Origin of the sequence: Mesorhizobium sp. NZP2077 (genome assembly GCF_013170805.1) — a bacterium.
Lineage (GTDB): Bacteria > Pseudomonadota > Alphaproteobacteria > Rhizobiales > Rhizobiaceae > Mesorhizobium.
The window spans coordinates 4,177,441-4,203,968 of the sequence record NZ_CP051293.1; the positions used below are offsets into that span (position 1 = coordinate 4,177,441).

Here is a 26,528-nt window from a genome sequence, read left to right on the forward strand (position 1 = left end):
GCGCTTTCAGCATGTAGCCGGACCGCTGCGGATGGTTGTCAGTCGGCTACCCGTTTCATCAGCGCCATCGCGCCGAAGGGGGCACGCACCTTGCCCTCGGTTATGAAGTAGACGAAGACGTCGCGTGGTTGCACCGGTGCGTCCGTGGCGGGATCGGCGCGCCGCAAATCGCGCGGCTGCTTGCCCTCAGCCCATGTTTTTACCCGCGCCGCCCATTCGTCGAGGCCCTTTGGCGTGTAGCAATCGGGATTGTCGTCGGAACCCGTCTGCAGCCGTGCATAGACGAAGTCACCGGTGACATCGGCGATATCAGGATATTTGGCATGGTCGGCATAGACGATCGCCGCCTTGTACTTGCGGGCAAGCGCTGCGAATTCCGGCACGATGAAACTGTCGTTGCGGACTTCGAGTGCATGGCGCAGCGCGACGCCATCCTGCTTTTCCGGCAGCAGTTTCAAAAAGGCTTCGAAATCGTCCGGATCGAATTTTTTCGTCGGCGCAAACTGCCACAGGATCGGCCCGAGCTTGTCGCCAAGTGCGGCAACACCGGAGCCGAGGAAGCGAGCTATCGATTCGCCGGCTTCGCCCAGCACGCGGCGGTTGGTGACGAAGCGGTTGCCTTTCAGCGAATAAACGAAACCGTCCGGCGCTTCGCTGGCCCATTTGACGAAGGTCGGCTCCTTGAAGCTGGAATAGTAGGTGCCGTTGACCTCGATGCTCGGCACCTGCCGGCTGGCATATTGCAGCTGCTTGGCCTTCGACAGTTTGTCCGGATAGAAGGACGTGTCCCAGGGCTCGAAGGTCCAGCCGCCCATGCCGGAGCGGATTGTTCCCGATTTGCTCATGGACTTCTCCTCCAAAGTGTTTTGTCATGAGGGGCTTGCGTTGGTAAAAAACGATCCGCGACCGGCAATTTCGGTCAAGTGGGTGGTGACCGATCCGGGGGAAAGATTGTCGGCGTCCCGGAGGGGTAAAGGTCCTTCCGCAGCCGCATGACGCGAAACTGATTTCCGTCCTCGACGATGTCGTACAGAGCCTTGATCGGCTGATAGCGTGCGCGGCGATAGTCGTGCAGCATCACGATCGTCTCGGCATGACAAAGCAGCGTCGCCATGAACGCGCATTCCATGCGGCGCCGGCCGTCGATGAAGATAAAATCGAATTTGCGCTTCAGGCTCAGCGGCCAGGTGGAATAGTTGAGCTCCGGATCGCGGTCGCCAAACATCGGACCCCGCAGGTCCAGGCAGATCGGATGGAAACCGCTCCACTGCGGCAGCTGCGGCAGAAGTTGATCGAGGAACGGCTGGCTGTCCTCGATCGAAAAGAGATTGTCGATGGCCAGTCGGTCCCTCATCTCAAGGATAGCCAGCGTCGTGTGGCCCGTGCCCCACTCCAGATAGGCGCGCGTGTCAGGCTTCACATGTTGCAGCAGGATGCGCTGGAACTCGGACAAATAGTCGGCGCCATAAGCATGCGACGAGCGGACCACGCCAGCCAAGGTCAGTTTATTTTCGATAGCGCTTCCGGCCAGCATTCACATCGCCTTCGCCATGTCGACGAGCACCCATCCTGGCCGGTAGGGATTGGGCCGGCGACCCGTTTCGCGATAGCCGTAAGCAAGATAGAGCGCGATGTTCCGTTCCATCTTCGCATTGGTGCAGAGCCGAATCTCCGACAGGCCCCACAGCCGAGTCTGCTGATCCGCGTGATTGAGCAGCTTTGTGCCAAAACCCTTGCCCTGGAAGGCGGGCGACACCGCGACGGAGAAGATCATCGCGTAATCCTCGTGCCGCTCCAACGTAAGCGCTCCAGCCAGTTTATCGCCGCTCTCCAGCAGCCAGACCTCGCCGCGCGCGATGCGAGGCGCGTAGTCCTCAGTCACCGGGATCGGCGGCGCGTCCAACAAAGCAGTGTAAGGCGCATAGGCTGCCGCAGTCAGCGAGACAACGGTTTGCAGATCGCCGGCAACCGCTCTTTGGATGGTCATTTCAAAGTCTCCCCAGGCGCGAACCGGTTCGGCCATCACTCCGCCGCTTCGCGTTTGCCTCCGGGGCGCCGCTCCAGCAATTCCTTGAGGAACTGGCCAGTGTAGCTGCGCTTCTCGCGCACGATCGCTTCCGGCGTGCCCTGGGCGACCAGCTCGCCGCCGCCGTCACCCCCTTCGGGGCCGAGGTCGAGAACCCAGTCGGCGGTCTTGATCACTTCGAGATTGTGCTCGATAACCACCACCGTGTTGCCCTGGTCGACCAGTTCGTGCAGCACTTCCAATAGTTTGGCGACGTCGTGGAAATGCAGGCCGGTGGTCGGCTCGTCGAGGATGTAGAGCGTCTTGCCGGTCGCCTTGCGCGACAATTCCTTGGCCAGCTTGATGCGCTGCGCCTCGCCGCCCGAAAGCGTCGTCGCCTGCTGGCCGATATGGATGTAGCCGAGGCCAACCTGCTTCAGCGTGTCGAGCTTGTCGCGCACACCGGGCACGGCGGCGAAGAAGTCGACGCCTTCCTCGACCGTCATGTCGAGCACGTCGGCGATCGACTTGCCCTTGAACTGCACGTCGAGCGTCTCTCTGTTGTAGCGCTTGCCGTGGCAGACGTCGCAGGTGACGTAGACGTCGGGCAGGAAGTGCATCTCGATCTTGATGACGCCGTCGCCCTGGCAGGCCTCGCAGCGGCCGCCCTTGACGTTGAAGGAGAAGCGGCCCGGCTGGTAGCCGCGCGCCTTGGCTTCCGGCAGGCCGGCGAACCAGTCGCGGATCGGCGTGAAGGCGCCGGTATAGGTGGCAGGGTTCGACCGTGGCGTACGGCCGATCGGCGACTGGTCGATGTCGATGACCTTGTCGAGGAATTCCAGGCCTTCGATGCGGTCATGCTCGGCGGGATGCTCGCGCGACCCCATAATGCGACGCGAGGCCGCCTTGAACAGCGTCTCGATCAGGAAGGTCGACTTGCCGCCGCCCGACACACCGGTGACGGCGGTGAAGGTGCCGAGCGGAATTTCGGCGGTGACGTTCTTCAGATTGTTGCCGCGCGCGCCGACGATCTTCAGGCGCCGGTTCTTTTTCGCCTCCCGCCGCACGCCGGGCGTTGCCACTTCGAGCGCGCCCGACAGATACTTGCCGGTGATCGAATTGGGATTGGCCATCACTTGCTGCGGCGTACCCTGGGCGATGATCTCGCCGCCATGGATGCCTGCGGCCGGACCCATGTCGACGACATAGTCGGCGTGCAGGATGGCGTCCTCATCGTGTTCGACGACGATCACCGTGTTGCCGATGTCGCGCAGGTGCTTCAGCGTGTCGAGCAGACGCGCATTGTCGCGCTGATGCAGACCGATCGACGGCTCGTCCAGCACATAAAGCACGCCGGTCAGGCCCGAACCGATCTGCGAGGCTAGCCGGATGCGCTGGCTTTCGCCGCCCGACAGCGTGCCGGAATTGCGCGACAGGGTCAGATAGTCGAGCCCGACATCGTTGAGGAAGCGCAGGCGCTCGCGGATTTCCTTGAGCACGCGCACCGCGATCTCGTTCTGCTGGTCGTTGAGATGTGGCGGCAGGTCCGTGAACCACTGGTCGGCCTTGCGGATCGAAAGCTCGGTGACTTCGCCGATATGCTTGCCGGCAATCTTCACCGCCAACGCTTCAGGCTTCAGCCGGTAGCCCTTGCAGACCGGGCAAGGCGTCGCCGACATGAAGCGCTCGATCTCCTCGCGCATCCAGGCGGATTCGGTCTCTTTCCAGCGCCGCTCGAGATTGGGAATGACGCCTTCGAAGGTCTTGGTCGTCTTGTAGGAGCGCAGCCCGTCATCATACTGGAAGGTGACTTCGCGCTCGCCAGTGCCGCGCAGGATCGCGTCCTGGGCTTCCGTGCTCAGATCCTTGAACTTGTCGCCGAGCTTGAAGTTGTAAGCCTTGCCCAATGCCTCGAGCGTCTGCACGTAATAGGGCGAGGTCGATTTCGCCCATGGGCTGACGGCGCCGTCGCGCAGCGACACGTTCTCGTCGGGCACGACGAGATTGGGGTCGATGGCGCGCTGACTGCCGAGACCGTCGCAGGTCGGGCAAGCGCCGAACGGGTTGTTGAACGAGAACAGCCGCGGCTCGATTTCGGGAATGGTGAAGCCGGAGACCGGACAGGCGAATTTTTCGGAGAACAGGATGCGCTCATGCGTCTCGTTCTTCGACTTGTTGACCGAATCCTCGCCGGTCTGGCTGGAATCGAGCGGCTTGTCGGCAAACTCGGCCACCGCTAGCCCCTCGGCGAGCTTCAGCGCAGTTTCGATAGAGTCGGCAAGACGCGTGGCCAGATCGCCGCGCACGACGATGCGGTCGACGACGACGTCGATATCGTGCTTGTATTTTTTATCGAGCGCCGGAACGTCTGCGATCTCATAGAAGACGCCGTCGACCTTGACGCGCTGAAAACCCTTCTTCTGCAGTTCCAGCAGCTCCTTGCGGTATTCGCCCTTGCGGCCGCGCACGATCGGCGCGAGCAGGAACAGGCGGGTGCCTTCCTCGACCGCCAGCACGCGGTCGACCATCTGGCTGACCGTCTGGCTCTCGATCGGCAGGCCGGTGGCCGGCGAATAGGGGATGCCAACACGCGCGAACAGCAGGCGCATATAGTCGTAGATCTCGGTGACGGTGCCGACCGTCGAGCGCGGGTTCTTCGACGTGGTCTTCTGCTCGATGGAGATGGCAGGCGACAGCCCGTCGATCTGGTCGACGTCGGGCTTCTGCATCATTTCGAGGAATTGCCGGGCATAGGCCGACAGGCTCTCGACATAGCGGCGCTGGCCCTCGGCGTAGATGGTGTCGAAGGCGAGCGACGATTTGCCGGAGCCCGACAGGCCGGTCATGACGATCAGGCTGTCACGCGGCAGGTCGAGATCGACGTTCTTCAGATTGTGTTCGCGCGCCCCGCGAATGGAAAGGAATTTATGGTCGGCCATCGCCGGTCGCCGCCTCAGATCTGGAATTCGTGGGATTGGCGGGATTTTCCCGGCCATCCCCTATGTAGGTGTTTTTGCCGCCACGTCGAGGCCACAATTCCCGACAGAAGTCGTTTAACCGCCTTTCGCGCGAAGGGGCAAGCGAAAAGAACAAAGGCCGAACACGCTCCTGACAAAGCAGTGCAAAAACTGACCTGAACGTAACCTCCCGGCGATCACAATTTTCGGTAACCGGCTATTGATGGTTGACGTGGCCGGCTCACAGGAGCAGTCTCTAACGGTCAAGTGAAGCCGGCCGTCTTTCGATGGCCTCGCCGCCCCAAGGCGGCCTGCGAGACGCCGCAGGCATTAGCGATTTGCGCTTCGCGACGACAATGTCGCAACGGACACAGGAGCGGAGCATGACGCCACCGGATAGTCCCCAAGGGCTCCACATCTCGTTGGAGCTGCGGCAGGCATAAGTGCCAGGGTTTAGCGTTTGCGCCACCCGACAAACCGTGACTTGCCGTATCCCCCAAAAATCAGAGACTGCTAGTCGGATCGTCGGCTGACGCCGCGAAGCATCCGAAATCAAACGCCGGCAGTACACTCCCGGCAAAAACTGGATTTGAGATCCAGAAAAGCCCCGTCCGTTTGCCCAAAGGCACGGCGGGGCTGTTCTTGTGGGGATGGCTGAGTTGTCCGCGGCGGCGGCAACTTATTTCCGTGGCTTGAATCCGCCCGTGGCGACATCGACCCTTATGCTGCCGGAAATCCTGACATCGGTATCGCCGATCTTGAACGTGCCGTTGCCGTTGCTGGGAAGTGCGTCGTCGGGCTCTGGCACGGGGGCGGGCTTGGCGATGCGGTAGTCGCCGGTCACGCCGGGCAGGGCGCCTTTCTGCGGCTGCGCTGAACTGTCGTCGGCAAGTGCCGTGCTGCTCAAAAGGCTGGCAAAAGTAAGCGCGGCGGCGGCGATGATGCGATGCGATGTTCTGGGCGAATGAGTGTCGGTCATCCCGGGATTATAGGGACGTGCCGCCGATGCGGCCAGACCGGTATCGTCAAATCTTCGACAGCGGGCAGGTGCCCGATCCGGCCCTGGCTTTCATGCCGCCTTCTTGCGCGTATCGAAGACGTGGTCGACAATGCCCCATGCCTGCGCCTCCCGCGCCGTCATGAAATGGTCGCGGTCGAGCGTGCGTTCGACCTCTTCATAGCTGCGGCCGCAATGCTGGGCATAGAGTTCGGCCATATGCCGTTTGGTCTTGCCGATGCGCTCGGCATGACGCTGGATGTCCGAGGCCTGGCCCTGGAAGCCGCCGAGCGGCTGGTGCAGCAGGATGGTGGCGTTCGGCAGCGCAATGCGGCGCCCCGCCGTGCCGGCCATCAGCAGGAACGACCCCATCGAGGCGGCAAAGCCCATGCACACGGTCGATACCGGGCAGCTGATATATTGCATCGTGTCGTATATGGCGAAGCCGCTGGTCACCACGCCGCCCGGCGAGTTGATGTAGAGCGAGATTTCCTTGTCGGGATTGTCGGACTCGAGCGACAAAAGCTGCGCGCAGACAAGTGCTGAGACATCGTCGTTGATCTCGCCGTTGATGAAGACGATGCGCTCGCGCAACAACCGCGAGAAAATGTCGAAGGCACGTTCGCCGCGGCTCGATTGCTCGATCACCATCGGCACCAGACTGGCAATACCGCTCATTTTTCGTCTCCGATTTCCGTATTTATGCCGCGCGCAGCAGAAGGTGCGGCGTGTTGGCGGCGATAGGCGTTCCGGCTCCGCGCAAGCCGAGCGGAAGCCGGCAGCCGGCGCCCGCCATGGCGACAGCAGGCATCGCCTTGCGGGCAAAGCCGTCATGGACAATGCGCAAATGCGTGCCGCCGGAAACGGTGCGGGCGAGTGTGAAGGTGACGATACTGTCGAGCGGATCCTGCCGCGTGGCATCGCGTGGCTGCTCGCGCCAGGAATAGCGCAGCAGGTGCTCCGCCTCGGCTTCGAGGATTTCGCATTCGATCGCCGTGTCCGGGCCGGCAAAGGTAAAATTGCTGCCGGTCTGTGGTTTGATGTCGTTCGGCATCATCCAGGCCGCGAGCAGTTCCGGCACGGTCAGCGCCCGCCACACTTTCTCGGGCGGCTCGGCGAGATCGTATTCGAACTCGAGCGCATCGGCGGCAATTTCGCTTTGTTCTTTAGCGTTCATTGATCCCGCGTCCTTCGCTGATCCCAAATCCTTCATTGATCCATGTCCTTCAAAACCGTCTTCAGCCTTTCGATGCGCTCCGGCCAGAAGGTCCGGTAGCGTTCGATCCAGGAGAGCAAGGGGGCAAGCCCTTGCGGGTCGGCGCGATAGTAGGCGTTGCGGCCGGCCCGCCGCTCGACCACCAGGCCGGCGCCACGCAGCACCGCCAGGTGCTGCGACACCGCCGGCTGCGAAACCGTCAGGCCGTTGCGCAATTCCGACACGCTCATCTCAGCTGCGGCGAGACGCTCGAAGACGGCGCGGCGCGTCGGGTCGGCCAGGGCGCGGAAAATCTCGGCTTCGATCATGGCAAAAGCATAAGTTGATACTTATCGATTTGGCAAGCGCTGTTTTGAAACCCATATGATGGTCACGGGCATTGCTGCCATTCCTTGACAATCAGCGGCAGTGCATATAGGAACGAAAAGGGAACAAAAACGTTGTGGGAAAAGCCAGCCTTGGCAAGCGGCTGACGTCGGTAGCCTGTAAGGTGCTGCGACAAAATTTTGTTTTCGGATGAGCGCGGAGAAAAATCATGGCGGGTAGCGTCAACAAGGTCATTCTGGTCGGCAATCTCGGCGCGGACCCTGAAATCCGTCGCCTGAACTCGGGCGAGCCGGTCGTCAACATCCGCATCGCCACGTCGGAAAGCTGGCGCGACAAGAATTCGGGCGAGCGCAAGGAAAAGACCGAGTGGCACAATGTCGTCATCTTCAATGAGGGCATCGCCAAGGTGGCCGAGCAGTATCTGAAGAAGGGCATGAAGGTGTATGTCGAGGGCCAGCTGCAGACGCGCAAATGGCAGGACCAGACCGGTGCCGACAAGTACACGACGGAAGTCGTGCTGCAGAAATTCCGCGGCGAGCTGCAGATGCTCGACGCGCGCGGCCAGGGTGAGGGCGGCCAGGTCGGCAGCTATTCCGGTGGCGGCAGCAGCCGCGGTTCCGATTTCGGCCAGTCGAGCCCGAGCGAGAGCTTCAACCGTGGCGGCGGCGCTCCCAGGGGCGGCGGTGGCGGCGGTTCGTCGCGCGAGCTGGACGACGAAATCCCGTTCTGATCGAAAGCAACACCAGGCGGCTGATGTCGCGCGATCGATACACCCCGAGAGTCCTGCATGGACTTTCGGGGTTTTGCATTGTTGATTTGGCCAGACAGCATGCGCGATCAAGGGACGAAAGGACGAGTTCGATGAAGGCACGGGTCAAGTGGGTCGAAGAGCGCACCTTCGTTGGCGAGTCCGGCAGCGGCCACAAAGTGGTGCTGGGAACCGCGTCCGGACCGGAAGGCAAGACGCCGGGGCCGAGCCCGATGGAACTGGTGCTGATCGGCACTGGCGGCTGTTCGGCTTATGATGTCGTGCATATCCTCGAAAAGGGCCGCGAGGCGGTCGAGGACTGCGTGGTCGAACTCGATGCCGACCGGGCCGCGACTGACCCAAAGGTGTTCACGCGCATCCATATGCATTTCATCGTCAAGGGCAGGGCGCTGTCGTCGGACAAGGTTCAACGCGCGATCAATCTTTCGATCGAAAAATACTGCTCGGCTTCCGCCATGATGGCCAAAACGGCAACGATCACACACGACTTTGAAGTGATCGACACGACGGCGAAGTAGGGCAGTAGGGGCTGCCGTTCACCCGGCCATCAATGCCTTGATGCCATCCGCGACGAACTGCACGGCCAGTGCGGCCAGGATGACGCCGAGCAGGCGGGTCAGGATTGAGCGGCCGGTCTGGCCAAGGATGCGGTCGATGCGTTCCGACAGCACGAACACCAGATAAGTGATAGCGAGGCAGACGAAGATGATGCCGACCAGTGCGGCCTGTGCGGCAAAACCTTGAAACGAACCGGAGAGCAGCACCGTCGCCGAAATCGCGCCGGGACCGGCGATCAGCGGGATCGCCAGCGGGAAGGCGGCGATGTTGTGGATCATGTCCTTGGTGATGGCGACGTCGCCGATCTTCTCCTTGCGGTCCTGGCGGCGCTCGAAGACCATTTCGAAGGCGATGAAGAACAGCAGAAAGCCGCCGGCGACGCGGAAGGCCGGCAGCGTGATGCCGAACACCGACAGGATCGAGGCGCCGGCGACCGCGAACAGCGCCATCACCAGGAAGCCGATGATCGAAGCGCGCACCGAAACCTGCTGGCGCTCTTCGCGGTTCATGCCGCGTGTCACGGCGAGGAACAACGGCGCCAGGCCAGGCGGATCGATGGTCACGAGAATGGTGACGAAGGCATTGAATAGGCTGTCGAAACTCGGCATCGCTGACCCCTCCCGCCGGGCCGAGCCCGCGCCCCGATATTGGTAGAGCAAAGCCCGGTCGGTGGGAACTGTCAGGACTGCGAAACTGCGGAGCTTCGTCACGTCAGTCGGCAGCGCTGCAATAAGCCTCGAGGCGATAACCATCCGGGTCGAGGACAAAGGCCGCGTAATAATTCTCATCATAGGCGGCGCGCAGGCCCGGCGCGCCATTGTCGCTGCCGCCTTCGCGCATGGCGCCGGCATGTAACGCGTCGACGCTGTCCCGTGTCGGCGCGGTGAAGCAGGAATGCAGGCCGGATTTTTCGTCCGCCGGCACCGGCCGCGCCGCCTCGTTGACCCATAGCGCGACGCTCTGGGCGCCGTAACCCAATGAGCCCGGCGACTGGCTGAGGCAAGTATAGCCGAGCGGCTTCAGCGCCGCGTCATAGAAGCGCTTCGAGGCGTTGGCGTCGCGGACGCCGATCGAGATATGATCGAACATGGCTTTCTCCATTGTTACAAAGGGTTGTTGGGTCAGGCTGCTATCGTTCGTCGCGCCAGGAATTCGACTTCGAGGTGCCAGTCCGCGCCGTCGTGCGAGCGCTCGCCGAGCCAGCGGAAGGAGTTCTCGGTGATCCGCGAGAAACTCCAGCGCACCGACGAGCCGGTGCCGTCTGCGCCGACCTGCACGATGGTGTCGCCCTCGGCACGGCCGAGTTGGCGGCTGAAGTACTGGTTGCGCGGATCGCTCCAGAAGATGTGCCAGGCGTCCGCGCCGGGATCATAGACCCGCAGCGTCGTTCCGTAGAACGTCCATTTGCCGAGGGAAGGCTGGGCACCGGCGGCCCGCGCGGGCAGGATCCACACGTCCTGGATGGCGCGGCCTTCCAGCACCCAGCCGAAATTCACCTCGCCATGCCCGGTCAGCACGGTGCCATCCTCGAGGTAGCGCGAGGCGTTGAAAGTCCAGGCGCCGACGAAGCGGCCGTAAAGGTTCAGTTTTTCGGCAAGTCCGTCGATCGGGCAGGGACTGTGCAGGGCTTCGGCAAAGGGGTCGGACATGGCGGCGGTCTCTTTCTGTCAGGAGACCGGGAGGAGTAGGCGCCGACGGGGTTCTGGGCTTGGGAAAAATTGCTATATTTCGGCCATGACAGCGACGATCCGCACTCTCGCATCCGGACCCGGCTGGCAGGTGGCGGATGTGGTCTGCACGGCCGGCGTGGGCGACCGGCCGTTCGAGGAAGATCATCAGGATTTCTGCGTCGCGGCAGTGACAAGCGGCACGTTCCGCTACCGTGCGCAACAAGGCACGGCGATGCTGGCGCCGGGCGCGCTTCTGCTTGGCAATTCCGGCACCTGCTATGAATGCGGGCACGAACATGGCAGCGGCGACCGTTGCCTCTCGTTCCATTTCGGACCGGCCTATATGGAACGGATCGTCGCCGGCGTGCCGGGCGCCACGACGCTCGCCTTCGAGGCCCCGCGCCTGCCGCCCTTGCCGGCGCTGGCATCTCTGCTGGCCGAGGCGGAAGCCGCGCGTGAAATGGCCGACAAGGATGCCTTCGAGGAACTTTCCCTGCGCATTGCCGCTGCCGCCGTGGCCACGGTTGCCGGCGCCACACCTGCCAGGCGCGGACCGCGGCGATCGCCTTCGACGCCGGTTTCAACGACCTGTCGACGTTCAACCGCCGGTTTCGACGCGTGATGGGCGAGACGCCACGCGATTATCGCGCCCGCCGATCAAGCAATTCCGGCGCGCGCGTGCCTCGACGGAGGCAAGTTCAATCCGAGGTCGGTCCGCACCAGCCCGGAAGATAGTCCGCGTCCTTGCCCTTGGCGAGCGTCAAGGCATCCTTCATCGCCTTGTCGAAGTTCTTCGTCACCGCATCGCGGTCGATGCGCCGGCGCAAAAAATCCGCCCAGATGAATTCGCTGAACGGCGTCGTGTCCTTGGCAAAGCCGCCTTGCCGGCGCAGTTCGCCCGCCATGCTCCGGTAGGGATCATCGATCAGCTCGCCGATTGTCTTCGGAATTGCCGAGTAATCGCGGCGCCGGCCGTTCTCATCGAACGGGTGCATCCAGCCTCTGTTATCGAGCACGAAAAGAAACGCGTCCTTGTCGAGCGCGGACAGGTCGCTGATCACGGTCACAAGCACGTCCTTGACGCCTTCCTCGAGCAGGGCGCGAGCGAGGTGATGGTGATCGGTGACGTAGTTGCGATTTTTGGGACCCAACACCACCGGAACCATGTGTTTGCCGAGAAAAGTCCCGGTCTTCTTCCTGGCGTCCTGCGCGCGGATCATCTGGCGCTTCAACGCAACTTCTCTCATGCCGACCGTTATCTGCGTCGGCCGAAGGTCCTCGACGGGAACCGGCGTGACAATGGGTTCTCGGGGGTCAATCATGGCACTCCATCCTGTTCTTGCTGCTGCTGTTTCACCGGACCAAGTGATTTGATCGCCGCGTCGACGCTGTGGAATATGTGCTGCGTGCCGACCAGTTCAGCAATGCCGAACCGCGCGAGTGCCGCCTGGGCGCGCACTGATTCCAGCCGCGCAATGGCAAAGACCGCGCCGGTCTTGCGGCAATGCTTGATGGTGTCGATCAGGGCTTGCGCGGCGGTGTAATCGATCTCGACGATGTTGCTGGCCTCCAGCACGACCAGTTTCACGGTTTCGTTGCGGGCATCGACAAGATCGCAAAGGCCGCGCTTGAAGCGGTCGGCGTTGACGAAGGACAGCGGCGCCTGGAAGGCCGCGACCAGCACGCCCGAGAGCTGCTCACCGGCACTTGGCCTACCCGGTGGCCACCAGACGGAAGTTCCCGGCACCTGTTCAAGCTCGATCGGAAGCGTGCGGGTCGCGCTCCAGATCCCGTGCAACAGCGACAGTCCGATGCCGACCGCCACGCCGCTCTGAATGGGCAGCACGACGATCGCCGCCATGGTGATCAGGATCAACATGAATTCGACCGGCGCCTGCCGATAGACATTGGCGAACACTTTCCAGCGCAGGATATGCTGGGCAACGAACATCAGAACGCCGGCAAGAGCGGCCTGCGGAACATTGGCGAGCAGACCGCCGCCAAAGGCACCGAGCGCCAGCACGATGGCCGCGGCAACGAGACCCGACAGTTGTGAGCGGCCGCCCGACTGGGAGACGATTGCGGTGCGCGGCGGGCTGGCATTGACGGCAAAGGCGCCGAACAGGCCGGCCGCGATGCTGCCGGCGCCGACGCCGACGAAATCGCGATTGACGTCGGGGTCGCCTTGCTGCGGCACGAAGGACCGCGAGGTCGCCGCCGTCTGCACCATGACGACTATGGCGATCAGCAACGCCAGTGGCACCAGCGCCTGCACATCGCTCAGGCTGGCAAACGGCAGGCCCGGTTGCGGCAGGCCGTTGGGCAGGGCGCCGAGCACTTCGACGCCGCGATCCTTGAGGCCGAACAAGGCCACCGCTGTAGTGGCGAGCACCATGCCGATCAACGCCCCGGGAATGCGGGCGCTGATCCGTTCCGAGCCGAACACGATCGCGAACACGCCAAGGCCGAGCCCGAGGCTCAAGGGATTGGTGAGATGGAGACTGCCGGCGATCTCAGTGATGCGCCGCAAGGTTTCGCCGCTCTCGGCAGGCAGCCCAAGCAGTCCGGGCATTTGTGAAACGATGATGTGGACGGCGATGCCGGCCAGAAACCCTGTCGTGACCGGCACCGACAGGAGATCGGCGATCCAGCCAAGGCGAAAGGCACCGCTCAGGGTCACGATCACCCCGACCATCAATGCCAGCATGGCCGCCAGCGCCAGATAGTGCGGCGAGCCGGATGTGGCAAGCAGCGCCAGGCTGCCGGCGAAGAGCGGTGTGATGGTCGAATCCGCGCCGGCCGAGAGGTGACGATTGGCGCCAAAGAGGGCAAACGCCACCGAACCGGCAACAAAAGCGAAGAACCCAACCTCGGGAGCAAAGCCGCCGAGCCGGGCCGTTGCCATCTGCTCGGGAATGGCGATCGCCGCCAGTGTCAGACCCGCGATCAGATCGCCATTGAGATCGCGTGGCTGCCAGCCACTCAGCGCCTGCAATGGCAGCCAACGGCTCCAATTCACGGTGCCTGCTGCTTTTCCTTGGGGAATTTGGTCCATTGCCGGCTTTTGCCTTGGTGGCGGCGAAAAGCGTGATGGCCATATCGTCGCAATCTGCGGTATCCTTTTGAAATTACCACCAAAAATGACACTGGAAAAGTGCCGCGAACATTGGAGTTTCGCCCGTGCTTCCTATATAAGCGGTCAGTGATTCCTGATTAGATTGTGATCCAATTTGACCGACCAAAAGACACCGCGCGGCGCCGACGGCGGCCCCACCGGCATCGAGCCGATCTCCATCATCGAGGAGATGCAGAGTTCCTATCTCTCTTACGCCATGAGCGTGATCGTCAGCCGTGCGCTGCCCGATGTGCGCGATGGCCTCAAGCCGGTGCATCGCCGCATTCTCTATGCGGCGCATGAGAGCGGCTACCACTGGAACCGCAAATATGTGAAGTCGGCGCGTCCGGTCGCCGATGTGATGGGCAAATACCATCCGCATGGCGATGCCTCGATTTATGACGCCTTGGTGCGCATGGCGCAGGACTGGTCGCTGCGCGTGCCGCTGATCGACGGGCAAGGCAATTTCGGCTCGATCGACGGCGATCCGCCGGCGGCAATGCGCTACACCGAATCGCGGCTGACCAAGGTTGCGCATGAGCTTCTGGAGGATATCGACAAGGACACCGTCGATTTCCAGGACACTTATGATGCCTCGGACACCGAACCGAAGGTCCTGCCGGCGCGCTTCCCCAATCTGCTGGTCAATGGCTCCGGCGGCATCGCCGTCGGCATGGCCACCAACATCCCACCGCACAATCTGGGCGAAGTCTGCAACGGCGCCATTGCCATCATCGACAATCCGGCGATCGACCTGCCGGCGCTGATGGAGATCATTCCGGGTCCCGATTTCCCGACCGGCGGCATCGTGCTTGGCCGTTCCGGCATCTACAGCGCCTATTCGACCGGCCGCGGCTCGATCGTCATGCGCGGCAAGGTCAACATCGAACAGCGCGGCAATGACCGTGAATCGATCATCATCACCGAGGTTCCCTATCAGGTGAACAAGTCGTCGATGATCGAGAAGATGGCCGAACTGGTGCGCGACAAGCGCATCGAGGGCATTTCCGACATCCGTGACGAAAGTGACCGTCAGGGTTATCGCGTCGTCATCGAGCTGAAGCGCGACGCCGTCGCCGACGTCATCCTCAACCAGCTTTACCGCTTCACGCCGCTGCAGACCTCGTTTGGCGCCAATATGGTGGCGCTGAACGGCGGCAAGCCGGAAGTGATGAACCTGACCGACATGCTGAAGGCGTTCGTCTCCTTCCGCGAGGAGGTCATTACAAGGCGGACGAAATTCCTGCTGCGCAAGGCGCGCGACCGCGCCCATGTGCTGGTGGGCCTCGCCATCGCCGTCGCCAACATCGACGAGGTCATCAAGCTGATCCGCACCGCGCCGGACCCGCAGACGGCGCGCGAGCAACTGATGGAACGGCGCTGGCCGTCCGGCGATGTCGAATCGCTGATCCTTTTGATCGACGACCCGCGCCACCGCATCAACGAGGACGGCACCTACAATCTCTCCGAGGAACAGGCGCGCGCCATCCTCGAACTGCGCCTGCAGCGCCTGACCGCGCTCGGCCGTGACGAAATCGCCGACGAGTTGAACACGATCGGCGACGAGATCAAGGACTACCTCGACATCCTGTCGTCGCGCGCGCGCGTCCAGCAGATCGTCAAGGACGAGCTCGCCGCCGTGCGCGACGAGTTCGGCACGCCACGCCGCACCGAGCTCACCGACGGTGGCGCGGACATGGAAGACGAAGACCTGATCCAGCGCGAGGACATGGTCGTGACGGTGAGCCATTCCGGCTACATCAAGCGCGTGCCGCTGTCGCTCTACCGGGCGCAGCGCCGCGGCGGCAAGGGCCGCTCCGGCATGTCGACCAAGGAAGAGGATTTTGTCACCAGGCTGTTCGTGGCCAATACCCACACGCCGGTGCTGTTCTTCTCCTCTCGCGGCATCGTCTACAAGGAAAAGGTCTGGCGGCTGCCGATCGGCAATCCGCAGTCACGCGGCAAGGCGCTGATCAACATGCTGCCGCTGGAGCAGGGCGAGCGCATCACCACCATCATGCCGTTGCCAGAGGACGAGACGAGTTGGGGCGAACTCGACGTGATGTTCGCCACCACGCGCGGCACCGTGCGCCGCAACAAGCTTTCCGACTTCGTCCAGGTCAACCGCAATGGCAAGATCGCCATGAAGCTGGAGGAGGAGGGCGACGAGATCCTCGGCGTCGAGACCTGCACCGACAATGACGACGTGCTTCTGACCGCCAGTTCCGGCCAGTGCATCCGCTTCTCCGTCGGCGACGTGCGCGTCTTCCAGAGCCGCAACTCGGTCGGCGTGCGCGGCATCACCATGGCCGAGACCGACCGCATCATCTCGATGTCGGTGATCGAGCATGTCGACGCGCCGCCGGCCGAACGCGCCGCCTATCTCAAGCGAGCAGCGGCCGAACGGCGGGCTGCCGCCGGCATCGCTGCCGGCGAAGAGGAAGAGATCGCGCTGACCAATGAAGAGGTCGGCGAGGAGACGGAGCTTTCCGACGAACGCTACGAATTCCTCAAGGCACACGAGCAGTACGTGCTGACGGTGACGGAATTTGGCTACGGCAAGCGCTCGTCGTCCTATGACTTCCGCCTGACCGGACGCGGCGGGAAGGGCATTCGCGCCACCGACGTGTCGAAAGTGGCGGAGATCGGTCGGCTGGTGGCGACCTTCCCGGTCGGCAATGACGATCAGATCATGCTGGTGTCGGACGGCGGCACGGTCATCCGGGTGCCGGTCAACGGCATCCGCTTCGCCAGCCGCGCCACCAAGGGCGTGACCATCTTCAACACGGCTGAAGGTGAGAAGGTGGTGTCGGTCGAGCGGATCTCGGAGCCGCAAGCTGACGAGGAAAGCGAAGAGATCGTCGAGAGTGGCGCTGAGTCTGCTCCGGCATCTGACACTGGTCCGGACGGCGTTGAGTAAGTCCTAGACCAGGTTTTGACATAGCAACGCCGGCCCTTTGGCCGGCGCAGCAGCAAGTTTGGACGAACTTTAGTAGTGACGATACGGCTTGCGGGGGCCGAAGCCTTCCAAGCGCTTGGTGGTTGCCCTGACGCGGACGCGTTGCGCCTCCTGATGCAGCCCAAATACGGTGGCGATCAGCATGGCGACGGTCATTGCGGTGGCGAGCATGTAGATCAGCATTTGCGTGTTCTCCTGCGCCTTTCAACGGATAGATGGGATTTTGGTTTCATCTTATTAAGGGGCAACCTAGTGAACGCTGCGTGAAGGCTTCGTGATCAGCGTGTTCATCTGTCGTTCATGTGCCGGAAAAGGTTCATGGCCTTGTCGCCGATCGGATTTGCCTTTGCGAGAGAGGCTCGCTAGAAGCACCTGCCATGACTGAACGCATCGCCCTCTATGCCGGCTCCTTCGACCCGCTGACCAACGGCCATCTCGATGTGCTGAAGGCGTCGCTTGCGGTTGCCGACATCGTTTATGCCGCGATCGGCATTCATCCCGGCAAAAATCCGCTGTTCTCCTTCGAGGAGCGGGTGCAACTCATTGAAGCTGCCACGAAAGCCGAATTCGGCCGCGATGGCGCCCGCATCAGGGTCGTTGCCTTCGATGGGCTGGTGATCGATGCCGCCAGGAAACAAGGCGCCTCGATCATGATCCGTGGCCTGCGCGACGGCACCGATCTCGATTACGAAATGCAGATGGCCGGCATGAACGAGACCATGGCGCCTGAGCTGCAGACGGTGTTTCTGCCCGCCAGCCCTTCGGTACGCACCATTACCGCCACACTTGTGCGCCAGATAGCTTCGATGGGAGGCGACATCCGCCCCTTCGTGCCGGCCGCTGTTGCCGGCGCGCTCACCGCCAAATTCGCGAAATAGAAATTTCGGAGACCTTTTATGCAGCTGAAAAAGCTTGCCTCGTTCCTCGTCGTGCTTGCCGGTCTCGTGACCGCATCGGTCTCGGCCTATGCGGCCGATCCGGAAAACACCATGATCATCACGCTCAAGGATGGTGACGTCACCATCGCTTTGCGGCCCGATCTGGCGCCCAAGCATGTCGCTCAGATCAAGAAACTGGTGCGTGACCATGCCTATGACAATGTCGCGTTCCACCGCGTCATCGACGGTTTCATGGCGCAGACTGGCGACGTCAAGTTCGGCAATATGAAGAAGGGTTTCAACGCCCAGGCCGTCGGCACCGGCGGTTCCGACCTGCCTGACCTGCCGGCCGAATTCTCGCAGACCGAGCATTACAAGCGCGGCGTGGTCGGCATGGCCCGCTCGCAGGATCCGAACTCCGCCAACTCGCAGTTCTTCATCATGTTCGCGCCGGCGCCGCCGCTCGACGGCCAGTACACCATCGTCGGCAATGTCGTCAGCGGCATGGATCTGGTCGACAAGATCAAGAAGGGCGACGAGGCGGACAACGGTACGGTCTCCGACCCCGACCGGATGATCAAAGTGCGCATCGCCGCAGACAAGTAAAATTGTCAAATAATTCTGTTTTCTCAAAAGGATATCTAAAATGGCTGAGATCAAGGACCGCGAGAACGCGCTCATCCTGGAAACGACCAAGGGCAAGGTGGTCATCGAACTTTTCCCCGATTTGGCCCCCGGCCATGTCGCCCGCATCAAGGAACTGGCCAGGGAAGGCGCCTATGACGGCGTGGTCTTCCACCGCGTCATCGACGGCTTCATGGCGCAGACCGGCGACGTCAAGTTCGGCAATTCGAGCAAGCCGACCTTTGCGCCTTCCCGCGCGGGCATGGGCGGCTCGGAAAAGCCTGACCTGAAAGCCGAGTTCTCCAATGCCAACCACGGCCGCGGCACGTGCTCGATGGCCCGTTCGCAGAATCCGAACTCGGCCAATTCGCAGTTCTTCATCTGCTTCGACGATGCCGCCTTCCTCAACCGCCAGTATACGGTGTGGGGCCAGGTCATCGAAGGCATGGACAATGTCGACAAGATCAAGCGCGGCGAGCCGGTGGTCGATCCCGACAAGATCGTGTCGCTGAAGGTCGCGGCTGACGTCAAGTAAGGTAGAACGACAATGATGGGCGTCGTCTGGTCGCTTCTCGGCATCCTGTCCGGCGCCTTCATTGCCATTCAGGCACCGATCAATTCGCAGCTGGCGCGCGGCCTGGGTCTCCCGGTCGCGGCGGCTGCGTTTTCGTTTCTGTCGGGCGCGGTTGTGCTCGGCATCATCTCCGTGACGGTGGTGAAGCTGCAAGGCATCACGCTCGACTGGAAGGCGCCGGCGCCCTGGCTGTTCGTCGCCGGCGGCATGCTCGGCGGCTTCTATGTCACGCTCTCCACAATCCTGACGCCGCGCATCGGCGCCGCCGCGCTGATGGCGTTCCTGGTGGCCGGCCAGCTTCTGGCCGGCATGCTCATCGACCGCATCGGCTTCCTCGGCGTCGCGGTCCGCGAAATCTCGCTCGGCCGCGTTGCCGGCGCGGTGCTGCTCTTGGCCGGAGCGCTGCTCGTCCGGCTCTACTGATGCGCGTCGATCTCTTTGATTTCGACCTGCCGGAGGAGCGCATCGCGCTTCGCCCGGAAGAGCCGCGCGACAGCGCCAAGATGCTCGTGGTCAAACCGGGCAAGGCGCTTGACGACCGCAGGGTTGGCGACCTGCCATCCCTGCTCAAAGCCGGCGACGTGCTGGTTTTCAACGACACCAAGGTCATTCCGGCGCAGTTGAAAGGCATCCGGCGGCGCGGCGAAGCACAGGCGCAGGTCGAAGCGACGCTGCACATGCGCGTGGCGCCGGACCGTTGGCTGGCCTTCATGCGACCAGGCAAGCGCATCGCCGCCGGCGACCGCATCCACTTTGGCCATGACGGCAATTCCTGCTTCCTCGGCCAACTCGACGCCACGGTGATCGAGAAGGGCGAGGGCGGGGAGGCACTGCTTGGCTTCGACCTGTCGGGCCCTTTCCTCGATGAGGCGCTGCACGCGGTCGGCCATATTCCGCTGCCGCCCTATATCGCCTCGAAGCGCGACGATGACGAGCGCGACCGGGCCGATTACCAGACCATCTATGCAAGGGAGGAGGGCGCCGTTGCCGCACCCACAGCTGGTCTGCATTTTACGCCGGAGCTTTTTGCGGCTCTCGACGCCAGGGGTGTCGAGCGCCACTTCGTCACCTTGCATGTCGGCGCCGGCACGTTCCTGCCGGTCAAGGCTGACGACACCGCCGACCACAAGATGCATGCCGAGATCGGTTCGATCAGCGAGGCAACAGCCAACGCGCTGAACGTGGCCAAGGCGAGGGGCGGGCGCATCATTGCTGTCGGCACGACCTCGCTGCGCCTGCTGGAGAGTGCGGCGCGCGAGGACGGTACGGTGCCCGCTTGGTCCGGCCCGACCGACATCTTTATCACGCCCGGCTACCGCTTCCGCACCGCCGACATGCTGATGACCAATTTCCACCTGCCGCGCTCGACCCTGTTCATGCTGGTTTCGGCCTTCAGCGGCCTCGACACGATGCGTGCGGCCTATGCACATGCCATCGACAACCGCTACAGGTTTTACTCCTATGGGGACGCAAGCCTGCTTTTCCGAGCGGAGATGAGCGATGGACGATGATCTGCAAACCCTTGATCGTGAAAGCCTGATTGCGGAAGTTAAAAAGCTGCGCGCCGGCATTCGTGCGCATCGCGACACGTCAGGCCATGATCTGTGCTGGCATCATCCCGATCTGTGGGATCTGCTGCCGGAGAAGACCCAGCCATCGATCGCCGTGCCGCCCTGGCCCAAATTCATGCGCGGCTGCGTGCAATACCGCCAGTCGCTCGACAATCAGGCGCTAGGCGCGCCGGTCCATGACAAGGAATTCAATGACTAAGCCGTTCAGCTTCAAGGTTCTGGCGACCGACGGCAAGGCACGGCGCGGCGTGATCGACATGCCGCGTGGCGAAATCCGGACGCCCGCCTTCATGCCGGTCGGCACCGGCGGCACCGTCAAGGCGATGTACATGGACCAGGTGCGCGGCGTCGGCGCCGACATCATCCTGGGCAACACCTACCACCTGATGCTGCGACCCGGCGCCGAGCGTGTGGCGCGGCTCGGCGGCCTGCATGAATTCGCCCGCTGGCCGCATCCGATCCTGACCGACAGCGGCGGTTTTCAGGTGATGTCGCTGTCGAAGCTGAGGAAACTGACCGAAAAAGGCGTCACCTTCCGCTCGCATATCGACGGCGCCGCCTACGAAATGTCGCCGGAGCGCTCGATCGAGATCCAGGGCCTGCTCGATTCCGACATCCAGATGCAGCTTGACGAATGCACGGCGCTGCCGGCCGAGCTGAAGGAGATCGAGCGCGCCATGGAACTGTCGCTGCGCTGGGCCGAGCGCTGCAAGACGGCGTTTGGCGACCAGCAGGGCAAGGCGATGTTCGGCATCGTGCAGGGCGGCGACAACGCGGCGCTCAGGGTGCGCTCGGCGCAGGCGCTGAGCGCGATGGAGCTGAAGGGCTATGCGGTCGGTGGGCTGGCCGTCGGCGAGCCGCAAGCGGTAATGCTCGAAATGCTCGAGATCACCTGTCCGGAACTGCCTGCCGACAAGCCGCGCTATCTCATGGGCGTCGGCACGCCCGACGATATCCTGAAGTCGGTGGCGCGCGGCATCGACATGTTCGACTGCGTGATGCCGACGCGGGCCGGCCGGCACGGCCTGGCCTACACCAGGCGCGGCAAGGTCAACCTGCGCAACGCTCGTCACGCCGACGATCGGCGCCCGCTGGACGAGGAAAGCGACTGCCCGGCGGCTCGGGATTATTCGCGCGCCTATCTGCACCATCTGGTGCGTTCGCAAGAGGCGCTTGGAGCGATGCTGCTGACCTGGAACAATCTTTCGTATTATCAAAAGCTTATGCAGGACATTCGCGCTGCGATCGAGACCCAAACCTTCGAGGTGCGTGGGGCTGAGATATCAGAAGGCTGGGCGAGGGGCGACATCCCGGTGCAGTAAGACCTCAAGTGCTGAGCGAGTTCGACGCGCGCAAGCTGCAGCCGGTGATCTGGAATGTGCCGTCGGGCTGCTGCTGCAGCGTATAGACCGCCTCATAATCCTTGCCGTCGGGACCGACGATCAGCACTTGCTGGATAATCGAGCCCGGGCCTGTCTGCTCGACCTTGCCGAAAGAATAGGACTGTGGCTTGCGCACCGGCGGGTAACCATTGGTCACCATGTTCATGAACGCGTCGACGGTCGGGAATATCTGCTTCACGTTCGGGGCAGCGAAGCTGTAGGCCTTGGCGCCGTCATTGGCGATGAGGGCCTTCAACTGACCGTCGATGACCGCCTGGCCAGCCTTGACCTCGGCATCGCCGGCAAAGGCCGAGTATGCGAGCATGACGAACGCGAATGCGAAAAAGGCGCGGCGCATGACCTGTCTCCACTGACCCTCGAAGATGCCTCCGGAAAGACTGTTCCACGACACATTCTAACATACGCGTGACGGCGCTCCACGGTTTCAGCGGCCGAGAATATTCGTCTCGCCGAGGCGGATTCCTATGCTTAAACTTCCTTTAAGGCGGGGCGCTCATCGTGAACCCGGGGGAGAGAGCGAGCAACCCATGGAACAAATGATGTTCGCGCAGCCTGTCAGCCGGCGCCTTTTGCTCAGAGGTGCCGCCAGCCTTGCGGCTCTGGCACCGCTGCCGGCCTGGGCAAGGATCGCGCCGACGGTCACGGAAGTGGCCTTCGATCCGGCGATACCGGCACTTGGCAATCCCAAGGGGGATGTGACCATTGCCGAATTCGTCGACTACCAGTGCCCTGTGTGCAAGCTCGTCTTTATCGAATTGAAGAAGCTGATGGCCGAGGATCACGGCATCCGGCTGGTGATGAAGGACTGGCCGATCTTCGGTGACGTCTCGCGTGACGCGGCGCGGATGGCATTGTCGGCCGGCCCATATTATTCCGCCGCCGTCGATGCGCTGATGGCCAACGAACGTGGGCTTTCCGCGCATCGCACCGACGCTATTCTCGGTGCGATCGGTGTCGATGTTGCCGGCGCGCGTACCGGTCTCGCTGCCCGTCAGCCGGAGATCGATGCCTTGCTGTCGCGCAACGATGCCCAGGCAACAGCCTTCAGGCTGCAGGGCACACCGGCGCTGGTGATCGGCGGCAGACTGTTCAAGCGCGGCATGCCGGTTGCGGACCTGCGCGAGGCCGTGGCCAGGGCCCGCGCCGGCTAAGTGCGGATTCCAGCGCTTGAAAGGCCGCCTCCAGTCTGCCAGAAGGGCCGCTTGGACTTGGACGTTTAGCGGGACGAAGCCATGAAGGCGTTTTTCGTGCAGATCAAATGCGAGCTCGGCAAATCCTATGAGGTTGCCAGCGCGCTTGCCGACGCCGAGATTGCCTCGGAAATCTACTCCACCGCCGGCAATTACGACCTGCTCGCCAAATTCTATGTCGATGACGAGGAAGACGTCGGCCATTTCGTCAACGAGAAGGTACAGATTCTCCCCGGAATCAAGGACACCTTCACGGTCGTCACCTTCCGCGCCTTCTAGCGAGAAATGCATCTGCCCGGGCACGAGGCAAAGCCTGATCAAGGTCATATTTCGACTGCCTCAATTTTAGGCAGGCGCAACATACTGATCGTCCGGATCTCCCAAATCACCGATTGCGCTTGATTTTCTCCGGCGACGCCAGTGAAATGGCGTCACAGGGGAGTATGCGATTGGCTGCGTTCGATGAAATGCTTCCGGAAGTCTCCGGATTGAGAAGACCGTATTCGGCTTATGATCGCTGGCTGAAGGAGCAGGATCCAGCCAGGCTTACCGAGAAGATGCAGGACGCCGAACGCGTCTTCCGCAAGACCGGCATCACCTTCGCCGTCTATGGCGAGCAGGAGGCGTCCGAACGGCTGATCCCGTTTGACATCGTTCCACGCATCATTTCAGGCAATGAGTGGCGGCGCCTGACGCAAGGCATCGAGCAGCGCGTGCAGGCGCTGAACGCTTTTCTCGACGATATTTATCACCGCCAGGAAATCCTGCGCGCCGGCCGCGTTCCCAGGGAATTGATCGCCAAGAACGAGGCCTTCCTGCCGGAAATGATCGGCGTGCGGCCGCCTGCTGGCGTCTACACCCACATTATCGGCGTCGATATCGTCCGCATCAGCGAGGACGAGTTTTACGTGCTGGAGGACAATGCGCGCACACCGTCCGGTGTCTCCTACATGCTGGAGAACCGCGAAACGATGATGCAGCTGTTCCCCGAGCTGTTCCAGAAGATCAAGGTGCGGCCGGTCGAGAACTACCCGCAGCTGCTGCGCCAGTCGCTGGCGGCGGTGCGGCCGCAGAGCACCAAGGGCGCGCCGACCATCGCGGTGCTGACCCCCGGCAGTTTCAACTCCGCCTATTTCGAACACGCTTTCCTTGCCGACCAGATGGGCGTGCAACTGGTCGAGGGCCAGGATCTGCGCGTTGTCGACGGCCATGTCGCGATGCGCACGACCGAAGGCTACAAGCAGATTGATGTGCTTTACCGCCGGGTGGATGATTCCTTCCTCGACCCGCTGACCTTCCGGCCGGATTCAGCCCTTGGCATACCTGGCATCATGGATGTCTACCGGGCCGGCAACATCACCATCGCCAACGCGCCGGGCACCGGCATCGCCGACGACAAGGCGATCTATTCCTATATGCCGGAGATCATCGAATTCTACACCGGCCGCAAGGCGATCCTCGGCAACATCCCGACCTGGCGCTGCTCGGAGCCGGACAGTTTGAAATATGTGCTCGAGCACATTCATGAGCTGGTGATCAAGGAAGTGCATGGTTCCGGCGGTTACGGCATGCTGGTCGGCCCGGCAGCGACCAAAAAGGAATGCGAGGCGTTCGCCAAGAAGCTGGCGGCCAAGCCTTCGAACTATATCGCCCAGCCGACGCTGGCGCTGTCGACCTGCCCGATCTTGACGGAAAAGGGACTGGCGCCGCGCCACGTCGACCTCCGACCCTATGTTCTGGTTTCCGACCGCATCCAGATCGTGCCTGGCGGCCTGACGCGCGTGGCGCTGAAGGAAGGCTCGCTAGTCGTCAACTCCTCGCAAGGTGGCGGCACCAAGGACACATGGGTGCTGGATGATTGATTTTCATTTGAAGGGTTTTGAATGCTTTTAGGCCGGACCGCCAACGGGCTTTACTGGATGAACCGCTATATCGAGCGGGCCGAAAACATGGCGCGGCTGGTCGATGCCGGGCTGCGCATGGCGCTGACCCGCACCCAGAGCGCTTCTGAAGAATGGAATTCGGTGCTGCTCAGCGCCGGCTCCGATGTCACCTTCAAGCAGAAGCATTCGGAATACACGGCCGCCAACGTCTCCGACTTTCTGCTGCGCGATACATCGAACCCGTCGAGCACGATGTCTTCGATCGAGACGGCCCGCAACAATGCCCGCATGGTGCGCACCGCGCTGACGCGCGAGACCTGGGAAAGCATCAACGAAGCCTGGATGTCACTCAAGCGGATGCTGGCCAGGCCGATCGACGAACGCGACCTGCCAAGCGTGCTTGACGCGATCAAGCGCGAGACGGCGCTGATCCGCGGCTCGTTCTACGGCACCATGCTGCGCAACGAGATCTTCGACTTCTCGCAGCTCGGCACCTATGTCGAGCGCGCCGACAATACGGCGCGCATCCTCGACGTGAAATACTACGTGCTGTTGCCGTCGATCTCCTGGGTCGGCTCGACGCTCGACAACTATCAGTGGGAATCGATCCTGCGCTCGGTGTCGGCGCATCGCTCCTATCGCTGGGTCTACGACGCCGACTACAAGCCGACCAACATTGCGGACTACCTGATCCTCAATGTCCGCATGCCGCGTTCGCTGACCTTCTGTTATCGCTTCCTTTCCGAACACCTGAAATTCCTCAGCGACGATTACGGCGAACGCCATGCCTGCCACGCGACGGCGGAAAAAACGCAGGCAATGCTAAGGGCAGGGTCGATCAAGGACATATTCGACGCCGGGCTGCACGAATTCCTGGCCAATTTCATTCGCGACAACACCAAGCTCGGCGACGAGATCGCGCAAGATTACCGGTTCAATTGAGCATGATCCCGAACCGAAGGACCGCGTCAGCGAAAAGTGGGCTCCGGTGTTCGGGCGAGATCATGCTCACAAACGGAAAATAGACATGCGGCTCAAGATCACCCACCGGACCGAGTATCGCTACGACGCGCCGGTGCAGTATCTGCTGCAGCGGCTGCGGCTGCTTCCGGTCAGCGGGTCGACGCAGACCGTCTTGTCCTGGGCGCTGACGATCGAAGGCGCACGCGAAGAGGTCCGCTTTGTCGACCATTTCGGCAACGACACAAGGCTGTTGAGCGTCGAGGGCGAGCGCGACTTCATCACGGTCGAGGCAGCAGGCGAAGTGGTGACGCGCGACACCGCGGGCGTCTCCGGCCCGCATCAGGGCTTTACACCGCTCTGGCTGTACAGCCATGAAACGCCGCTGACGACGATCGGCAGCGGTATTCGGGAACTCGCCGGTTCAGTCGGTAGCGGAACCGATATCGAACGGCTTCACCGGCTGATGGCTGTGATCGGCGAGCGCGTCATCTATACTCCCGGCACCACCAATGCCGCGACGCCGGCCGAGGTGGCCTTGGCGCTGAAAACCGGTGTCTGCCAGGATCACACCCACATCTTTGCCGCCGCGGCGCGCTGCATGGGCTTTCCAGCCCGTTACGTCAGCGGCTATCTGATGCTGGATGCGACGGTAGAGCAGGCGGCAAGCCATGCCTGGGCCGAAGCTTATGTTTATGGACTGGGCTGGGTTGCCTTCGACGCGGCAAACGGCATTTCTCCTGACGAACGTTATGTAAAGGTGGCAACGGGCCGGGACTACCGTGATGCCACGCCGGTGTCGGGAATTCGACTGGGACAGGCGGAAGAACAGCTTGCGGTCACCGTCACGGTAGAGCAGTAATCCGGCAAGG

30 protein-coding genes and 1 pseudogene are annotated in these 26,528 nt (G+C 62.3%); 16 read left to right on the top strand and 15 right to left on the bottom strand.

The window, feature by feature from the left end:
- Window positions 1-38: 38 nt before the first annotated feature.
- The 8 genes from HGP13_RS20715 to HGP13_RS20750 form a co-directional block, all read right to left on the bottom strand.
- Window positions 39-845, bottom strand: a complete 807-nt coding sequence (locus HGP13_RS20715; protein WP_172228678.1) for a DUF72 domain-containing protein — start codon at window positions 843-845, stop codon at window positions 39-41.
- Between the two features lie 74 nt (window positions 846-919).
- Entirely contained in the window at window positions 920-1,534 is a 615-nt protein-coding gene (locus tag HGP13_RS20720) for a hypothetical protein (RefSeq protein WP_172228680.1), read from the bottom strand.
- Entirely contained in the window at window positions 1,535-1,987 is a 453-nt protein-coding gene (locus tag HGP13_RS20725; protein WP_172228682.1) for a GNAT family N-acetyltransferase, read from the bottom strand.
- Window positions 1,988-2,022: 35 nt separating this feature from the next.
- Complete coding sequence (gene uvrA / locus HGP13_RS20730; protein ID WP_172228684.1) at window positions 2,023-4,944, bottom strand: excinuclease ABC subunit UvrA; 2,922 nt, start codon at window positions 4,942-4,944, stop codon at window positions 2,023-2,025.
- Between the two features lie 697 nt (window positions 4,945-5,641).
- Window positions 5,642-5,941, bottom strand: a complete 300-nt coding sequence (locus HGP13_RS20735) for a hypothetical protein (RefSeq protein WP_172228686.1) — start codon at window positions 5,939-5,941, stop codon at window positions 5,642-5,644.
- A gap of 90 nt (window positions 5,942-6,031) precedes the next feature.
- Window positions 6,032-6,637 (bottom strand): ATP-dependent Clp protease proteolytic subunit, encoded by a 606-nt coding sequence (locus HGP13_RS20740; RefSeq protein ID WP_027044626.1) that lies wholly within the window; start codon window positions 6,635-6,637, stop codon window positions 6,032-6,034.
- 22 nt (window positions 6,638-6,659) lie between these two features.
- Window positions 6,660-7,136, bottom strand: a complete 477-nt coding sequence (locus tag HGP13_RS20745; RefSeq protein WP_172228688.1) for an SRPBCC domain-containing protein — start codon at window positions 7,134-7,136, stop codon at window positions 6,660-6,662.
- 32 nt (window positions 7,137-7,168) lie between these two features.
- Window positions 7,169-7,483: a metalloregulator ArsR/SmtB family transcription factor gene (locus HGP13_RS20750; RefSeq protein WP_172228690.1), complete on the bottom strand. Its 315-nt coding sequence runs from the start codon at window positions 7,481-7,483 to the stop codon at window positions 7,169-7,171.
- 227 nt (window positions 7,484-7,710) lie between these two features.
- Between HGP13_RS20750 and HGP13_RS20755 the strand changes: the two genes are divergently transcribed.
- Both HGP13_RS20755 and HGP13_RS20760 read left to right on the top strand, forming a co-directional pair.
- The gene (locus tag HGP13_RS20755; RefSeq protein WP_172228692.1) at window positions 7,711-8,232 is read left to right on the top strand and encodes a single-stranded DNA-binding protein; all 522 of its coding nucleotides are present in this window, start codon (window positions 7,711-7,713) and stop codon (window positions 8,230-8,232) included.
- Between the two features lie 131 nt (window positions 8,233-8,363).
- Window positions 8,364-8,789, top strand: coding sequence for an OsmC family protein (locus tag HGP13_RS20760; protein WP_172228694.1), 426 nt, complete (start codon window positions 8,364-8,366; stop codon window positions 8,787-8,789).
- A gap of 18 nt (window positions 8,790-8,807) precedes the next feature.
- Here HGP13_RS20760 and HGP13_RS20765 read toward each other — a convergent pair whose 3' ends face one another.
- The 3 genes from HGP13_RS20765 to HGP13_RS20775 all read right to left on the bottom strand — a co-directional run bounded on the left by HGP13_RS20765 (window position 8,808) and on the right by HGP13_RS20775 (window position 10,478).
- The gene (locus HGP13_RS20765) at window positions 8,808-9,437 is read right to left on the bottom strand and encodes a MarC family protein (RefSeq protein WP_023670949.1); all 630 of its coding nucleotides are present in this window, start codon (window positions 9,435-9,437) and stop codon (window positions 8,808-8,810) included.
- Between the two features lie 103 nt (window positions 9,438-9,540).
- Window positions 9,541-9,918: a VOC family protein gene (locus tag HGP13_RS20770; RefSeq protein ID WP_172228696.1), complete on the bottom strand. Its 378-nt coding sequence runs from the start codon at window positions 9,916-9,918 to the stop codon at window positions 9,541-9,543.
- 32 nt (window positions 9,919-9,950) lie between these two features.
- Window positions 9,951-10,478, bottom strand: coding sequence for a hypothetical protein (locus tag HGP13_RS20775; RefSeq protein WP_172228698.1), 528 nt, complete (start codon window positions 10,476-10,478; stop codon window positions 9,951-9,953).
- Window positions 10,479-10,563: 85 nt separating this feature from the next.
- Here HGP13_RS20775 and HGP13_RS20780 point away from each other — a divergent pair.
- Window positions 10,564-11,234, top strand: a pseudogene (locus tag HGP13_RS20780) (helix-turn-helix domain-containing protein).
- On the opposite strand, the gene HGP13_RS20785 reads toward HGP13_RS20780, so the two are convergent.
- Both HGP13_RS20785 and HGP13_RS20790 read right to left on the bottom strand, forming a co-directional pair.
- Window positions 11,198-11,821: a ParB-like protein gene (locus tag HGP13_RS20785; protein ID WP_172228700.1), complete on the bottom strand. Its 624-nt coding sequence runs from the start codon at window positions 11,819-11,821 to the stop codon at window positions 11,198-11,200. The pseudogene HGP13_RS20780 and the gene HGP13_RS20785 overlap by 37 nt on opposite strands.
- Window positions 11,818-13,518, bottom strand: coding sequence for a SulP family inorganic anion transporter (locus HGP13_RS20790; protein ID WP_172228702.1), 1,701 nt, complete (start codon window positions 13,516-13,518; stop codon window positions 11,818-11,820). The genes HGP13_RS20785 and HGP13_RS20790 overlap by 4 nt, the downstream gene beginning before the upstream one ends.
- 211 nt (window positions 13,519-13,729) lie before the next feature.
- Here HGP13_RS20790 and gyrA point away from each other — a divergent pair, with 211 nt between their 5' ends.
- A complete protein-coding gene (gyrA, locus tag HGP13_RS20795) occupies window positions 13,730-16,534 on the top strand; it encodes a DNA gyrase subunit A (protein ID WP_172228704.1) in 2,805 nt (934 codons plus the stop codon).
- Between the two features lie 69 nt (window positions 16,535-16,603).
- On the opposite strand, the gene HGP13_RS20800 is transcribed toward gyrA, so the two are convergent.
- Window positions 16,604-16,756, bottom strand: coding sequence for a hypothetical protein (locus HGP13_RS20800; protein ID WP_172228706.1), 153 nt, complete (start codon window positions 16,754-16,756; stop codon window positions 16,604-16,606).
- Window positions 16,757-16,950: 194 nt separating this feature from the next.
- On the opposite strand from HGP13_RS20800, the gene coaD reads away from it, so the two are divergent.
- From coaD to tgt, 7 genes are all read left to right on the top strand, one after another.
- Complete coding sequence (gene coaD, locus HGP13_RS20805; protein ID WP_172228708.1) at window positions 16,951-17,451, top strand: pantetheine-phosphate adenylyltransferase; 501 nt, start codon at window positions 16,951-16,953, stop codon at window positions 17,449-17,451.
- Between the two features lie 111 nt (window positions 17,452-17,562).
- On the top strand, window positions 17,563-18,057 hold the full coding sequence (locus tag HGP13_RS20810) for a peptidylprolyl isomerase (RefSeq protein ID WP_246707459.1): 495 nt from the start codon (window positions 17,563-17,565) through the stop codon (window positions 18,055-18,057).
- A 40-nt stretch (window positions 18,058-18,097) separates the two neighbouring features.
- Window positions 18,098-18,610 carry a peptidylprolyl isomerase gene (locus HGP13_RS20815; protein WP_027029099.1) on the top strand — a complete coding sequence of 171 codons (513 nt, stop codon included), beginning with the start codon at window positions 18,098-18,100 and terminating at the stop codon, window positions 18,608-18,610.
- 12 nt (window positions 18,611-18,622) lie between these two features.
- On the top strand, window positions 18,623-19,072 hold the full coding sequence (locus HGP13_RS20820; protein ID WP_027044615.1) for a DMT family transporter: 450 nt from the start codon (window positions 18,623-18,625) through the stop codon (window positions 19,070-19,072).
- Entirely contained in the window at window positions 19,072-20,160 is a 1,089-nt protein-coding gene (gene queA / locus HGP13_RS20825; RefSeq protein ID WP_172228712.1) for a tRNA preQ1(34) S-adenosylmethionine ribosyltransferase-isomerase QueA, read from the top strand. Before HGP13_RS20820 ends, queA begins: the two co-directional genes overlap by 1 nt.
- Window positions 20,150-20,419: a hypothetical protein gene (locus HGP13_RS20830; RefSeq protein ID WP_172228714.1), complete on the top strand. Its 270-nt coding sequence runs from the start codon at window positions 20,150-20,152 to the stop codon at window positions 20,417-20,419. The genes queA and HGP13_RS20830 overlap by 11 nt, the downstream gene beginning before the upstream one ends.
- The gene (gene tgt, locus HGP13_RS20835; RefSeq protein WP_172228716.1) at window positions 20,412-21,542 is read left to right on the top strand and encodes a tRNA guanosine(34) transglycosylase Tgt; all 1,131 of its coding nucleotides are present in this window, start codon (window positions 20,412-20,414) and stop codon (window positions 21,540-21,542) included. Before HGP13_RS20830 ends, tgt begins: the two co-directional genes overlap by 8 nt.
- A gap of 4 nt (window positions 21,543-21,546) precedes the next feature.
- On the opposite strand, the gene HGP13_RS20840 is transcribed toward tgt, so the two are convergent.
- A complete protein-coding gene (locus tag HGP13_RS20840) occupies window positions 21,547-21,960 on the bottom strand; it encodes a DUF4864 domain-containing protein (protein WP_172228718.1) in 414 nt (137 codons plus the stop codon).
- Between the two features lie 190 nt (window positions 21,961-22,150).
- Here HGP13_RS20840 and HGP13_RS20845 point away from each other — a divergent pair, with 190 nt between their 5' ends.
- The 5 genes from HGP13_RS20845 to HGP13_RS20865 all read left to right on the top strand — a co-directional run bounded on the left by HGP13_RS20845 (window position 22,151) and on the right by HGP13_RS20865 (window position 26,518).
- Complete coding sequence (locus tag HGP13_RS20845) at window positions 22,151-22,774, top strand: DsbA family protein (RefSeq protein WP_246707076.1); 624 nt, start codon at window positions 22,151-22,153, stop codon at window positions 22,772-22,774.
- Between the two features lie 81 nt (window positions 22,775-22,855).
- Window positions 22,856-23,092, top strand: coding sequence for an Lrp/AsnC family transcriptional regulator (locus HGP13_RS20850; RefSeq protein WP_010909609.1), 237 nt, complete (start codon window positions 22,856-22,858; stop codon window positions 23,090-23,092).
- 170 nt (window positions 23,093-23,262) lie between these two features.
- Window positions 23,263-24,675 (top strand): circularly permuted type 2 ATP-grasp protein, encoded by a 1,413-nt coding sequence (locus HGP13_RS20855; protein WP_172228720.1) that lies wholly within the window; start codon window positions 23,263-23,265, stop codon window positions 24,673-24,675.
- A 21-nt stretch (window positions 24,676-24,696) separates the two neighbouring features.
- Window positions 24,697-25,638 carry an alpha-E domain-containing protein gene (locus tag HGP13_RS20860; protein WP_172228722.1) on the top strand — a complete coding sequence of 314 codons (942 nt, stop codon included), beginning with the start codon at window positions 24,697-24,699 and terminating at the stop codon, window positions 25,636-25,638.
- A gap of 85 nt (window positions 25,639-25,723) precedes the next feature.
- Window positions 25,724-26,518, top strand: a complete 795-nt coding sequence (locus HGP13_RS20865; protein ID WP_172228724.1) for a transglutaminase family protein — start codon at window positions 25,724-25,726, stop codon at window positions 26,516-26,518.
- Window positions 26,519-26,528 lie beyond the last annotated feature (10 nt).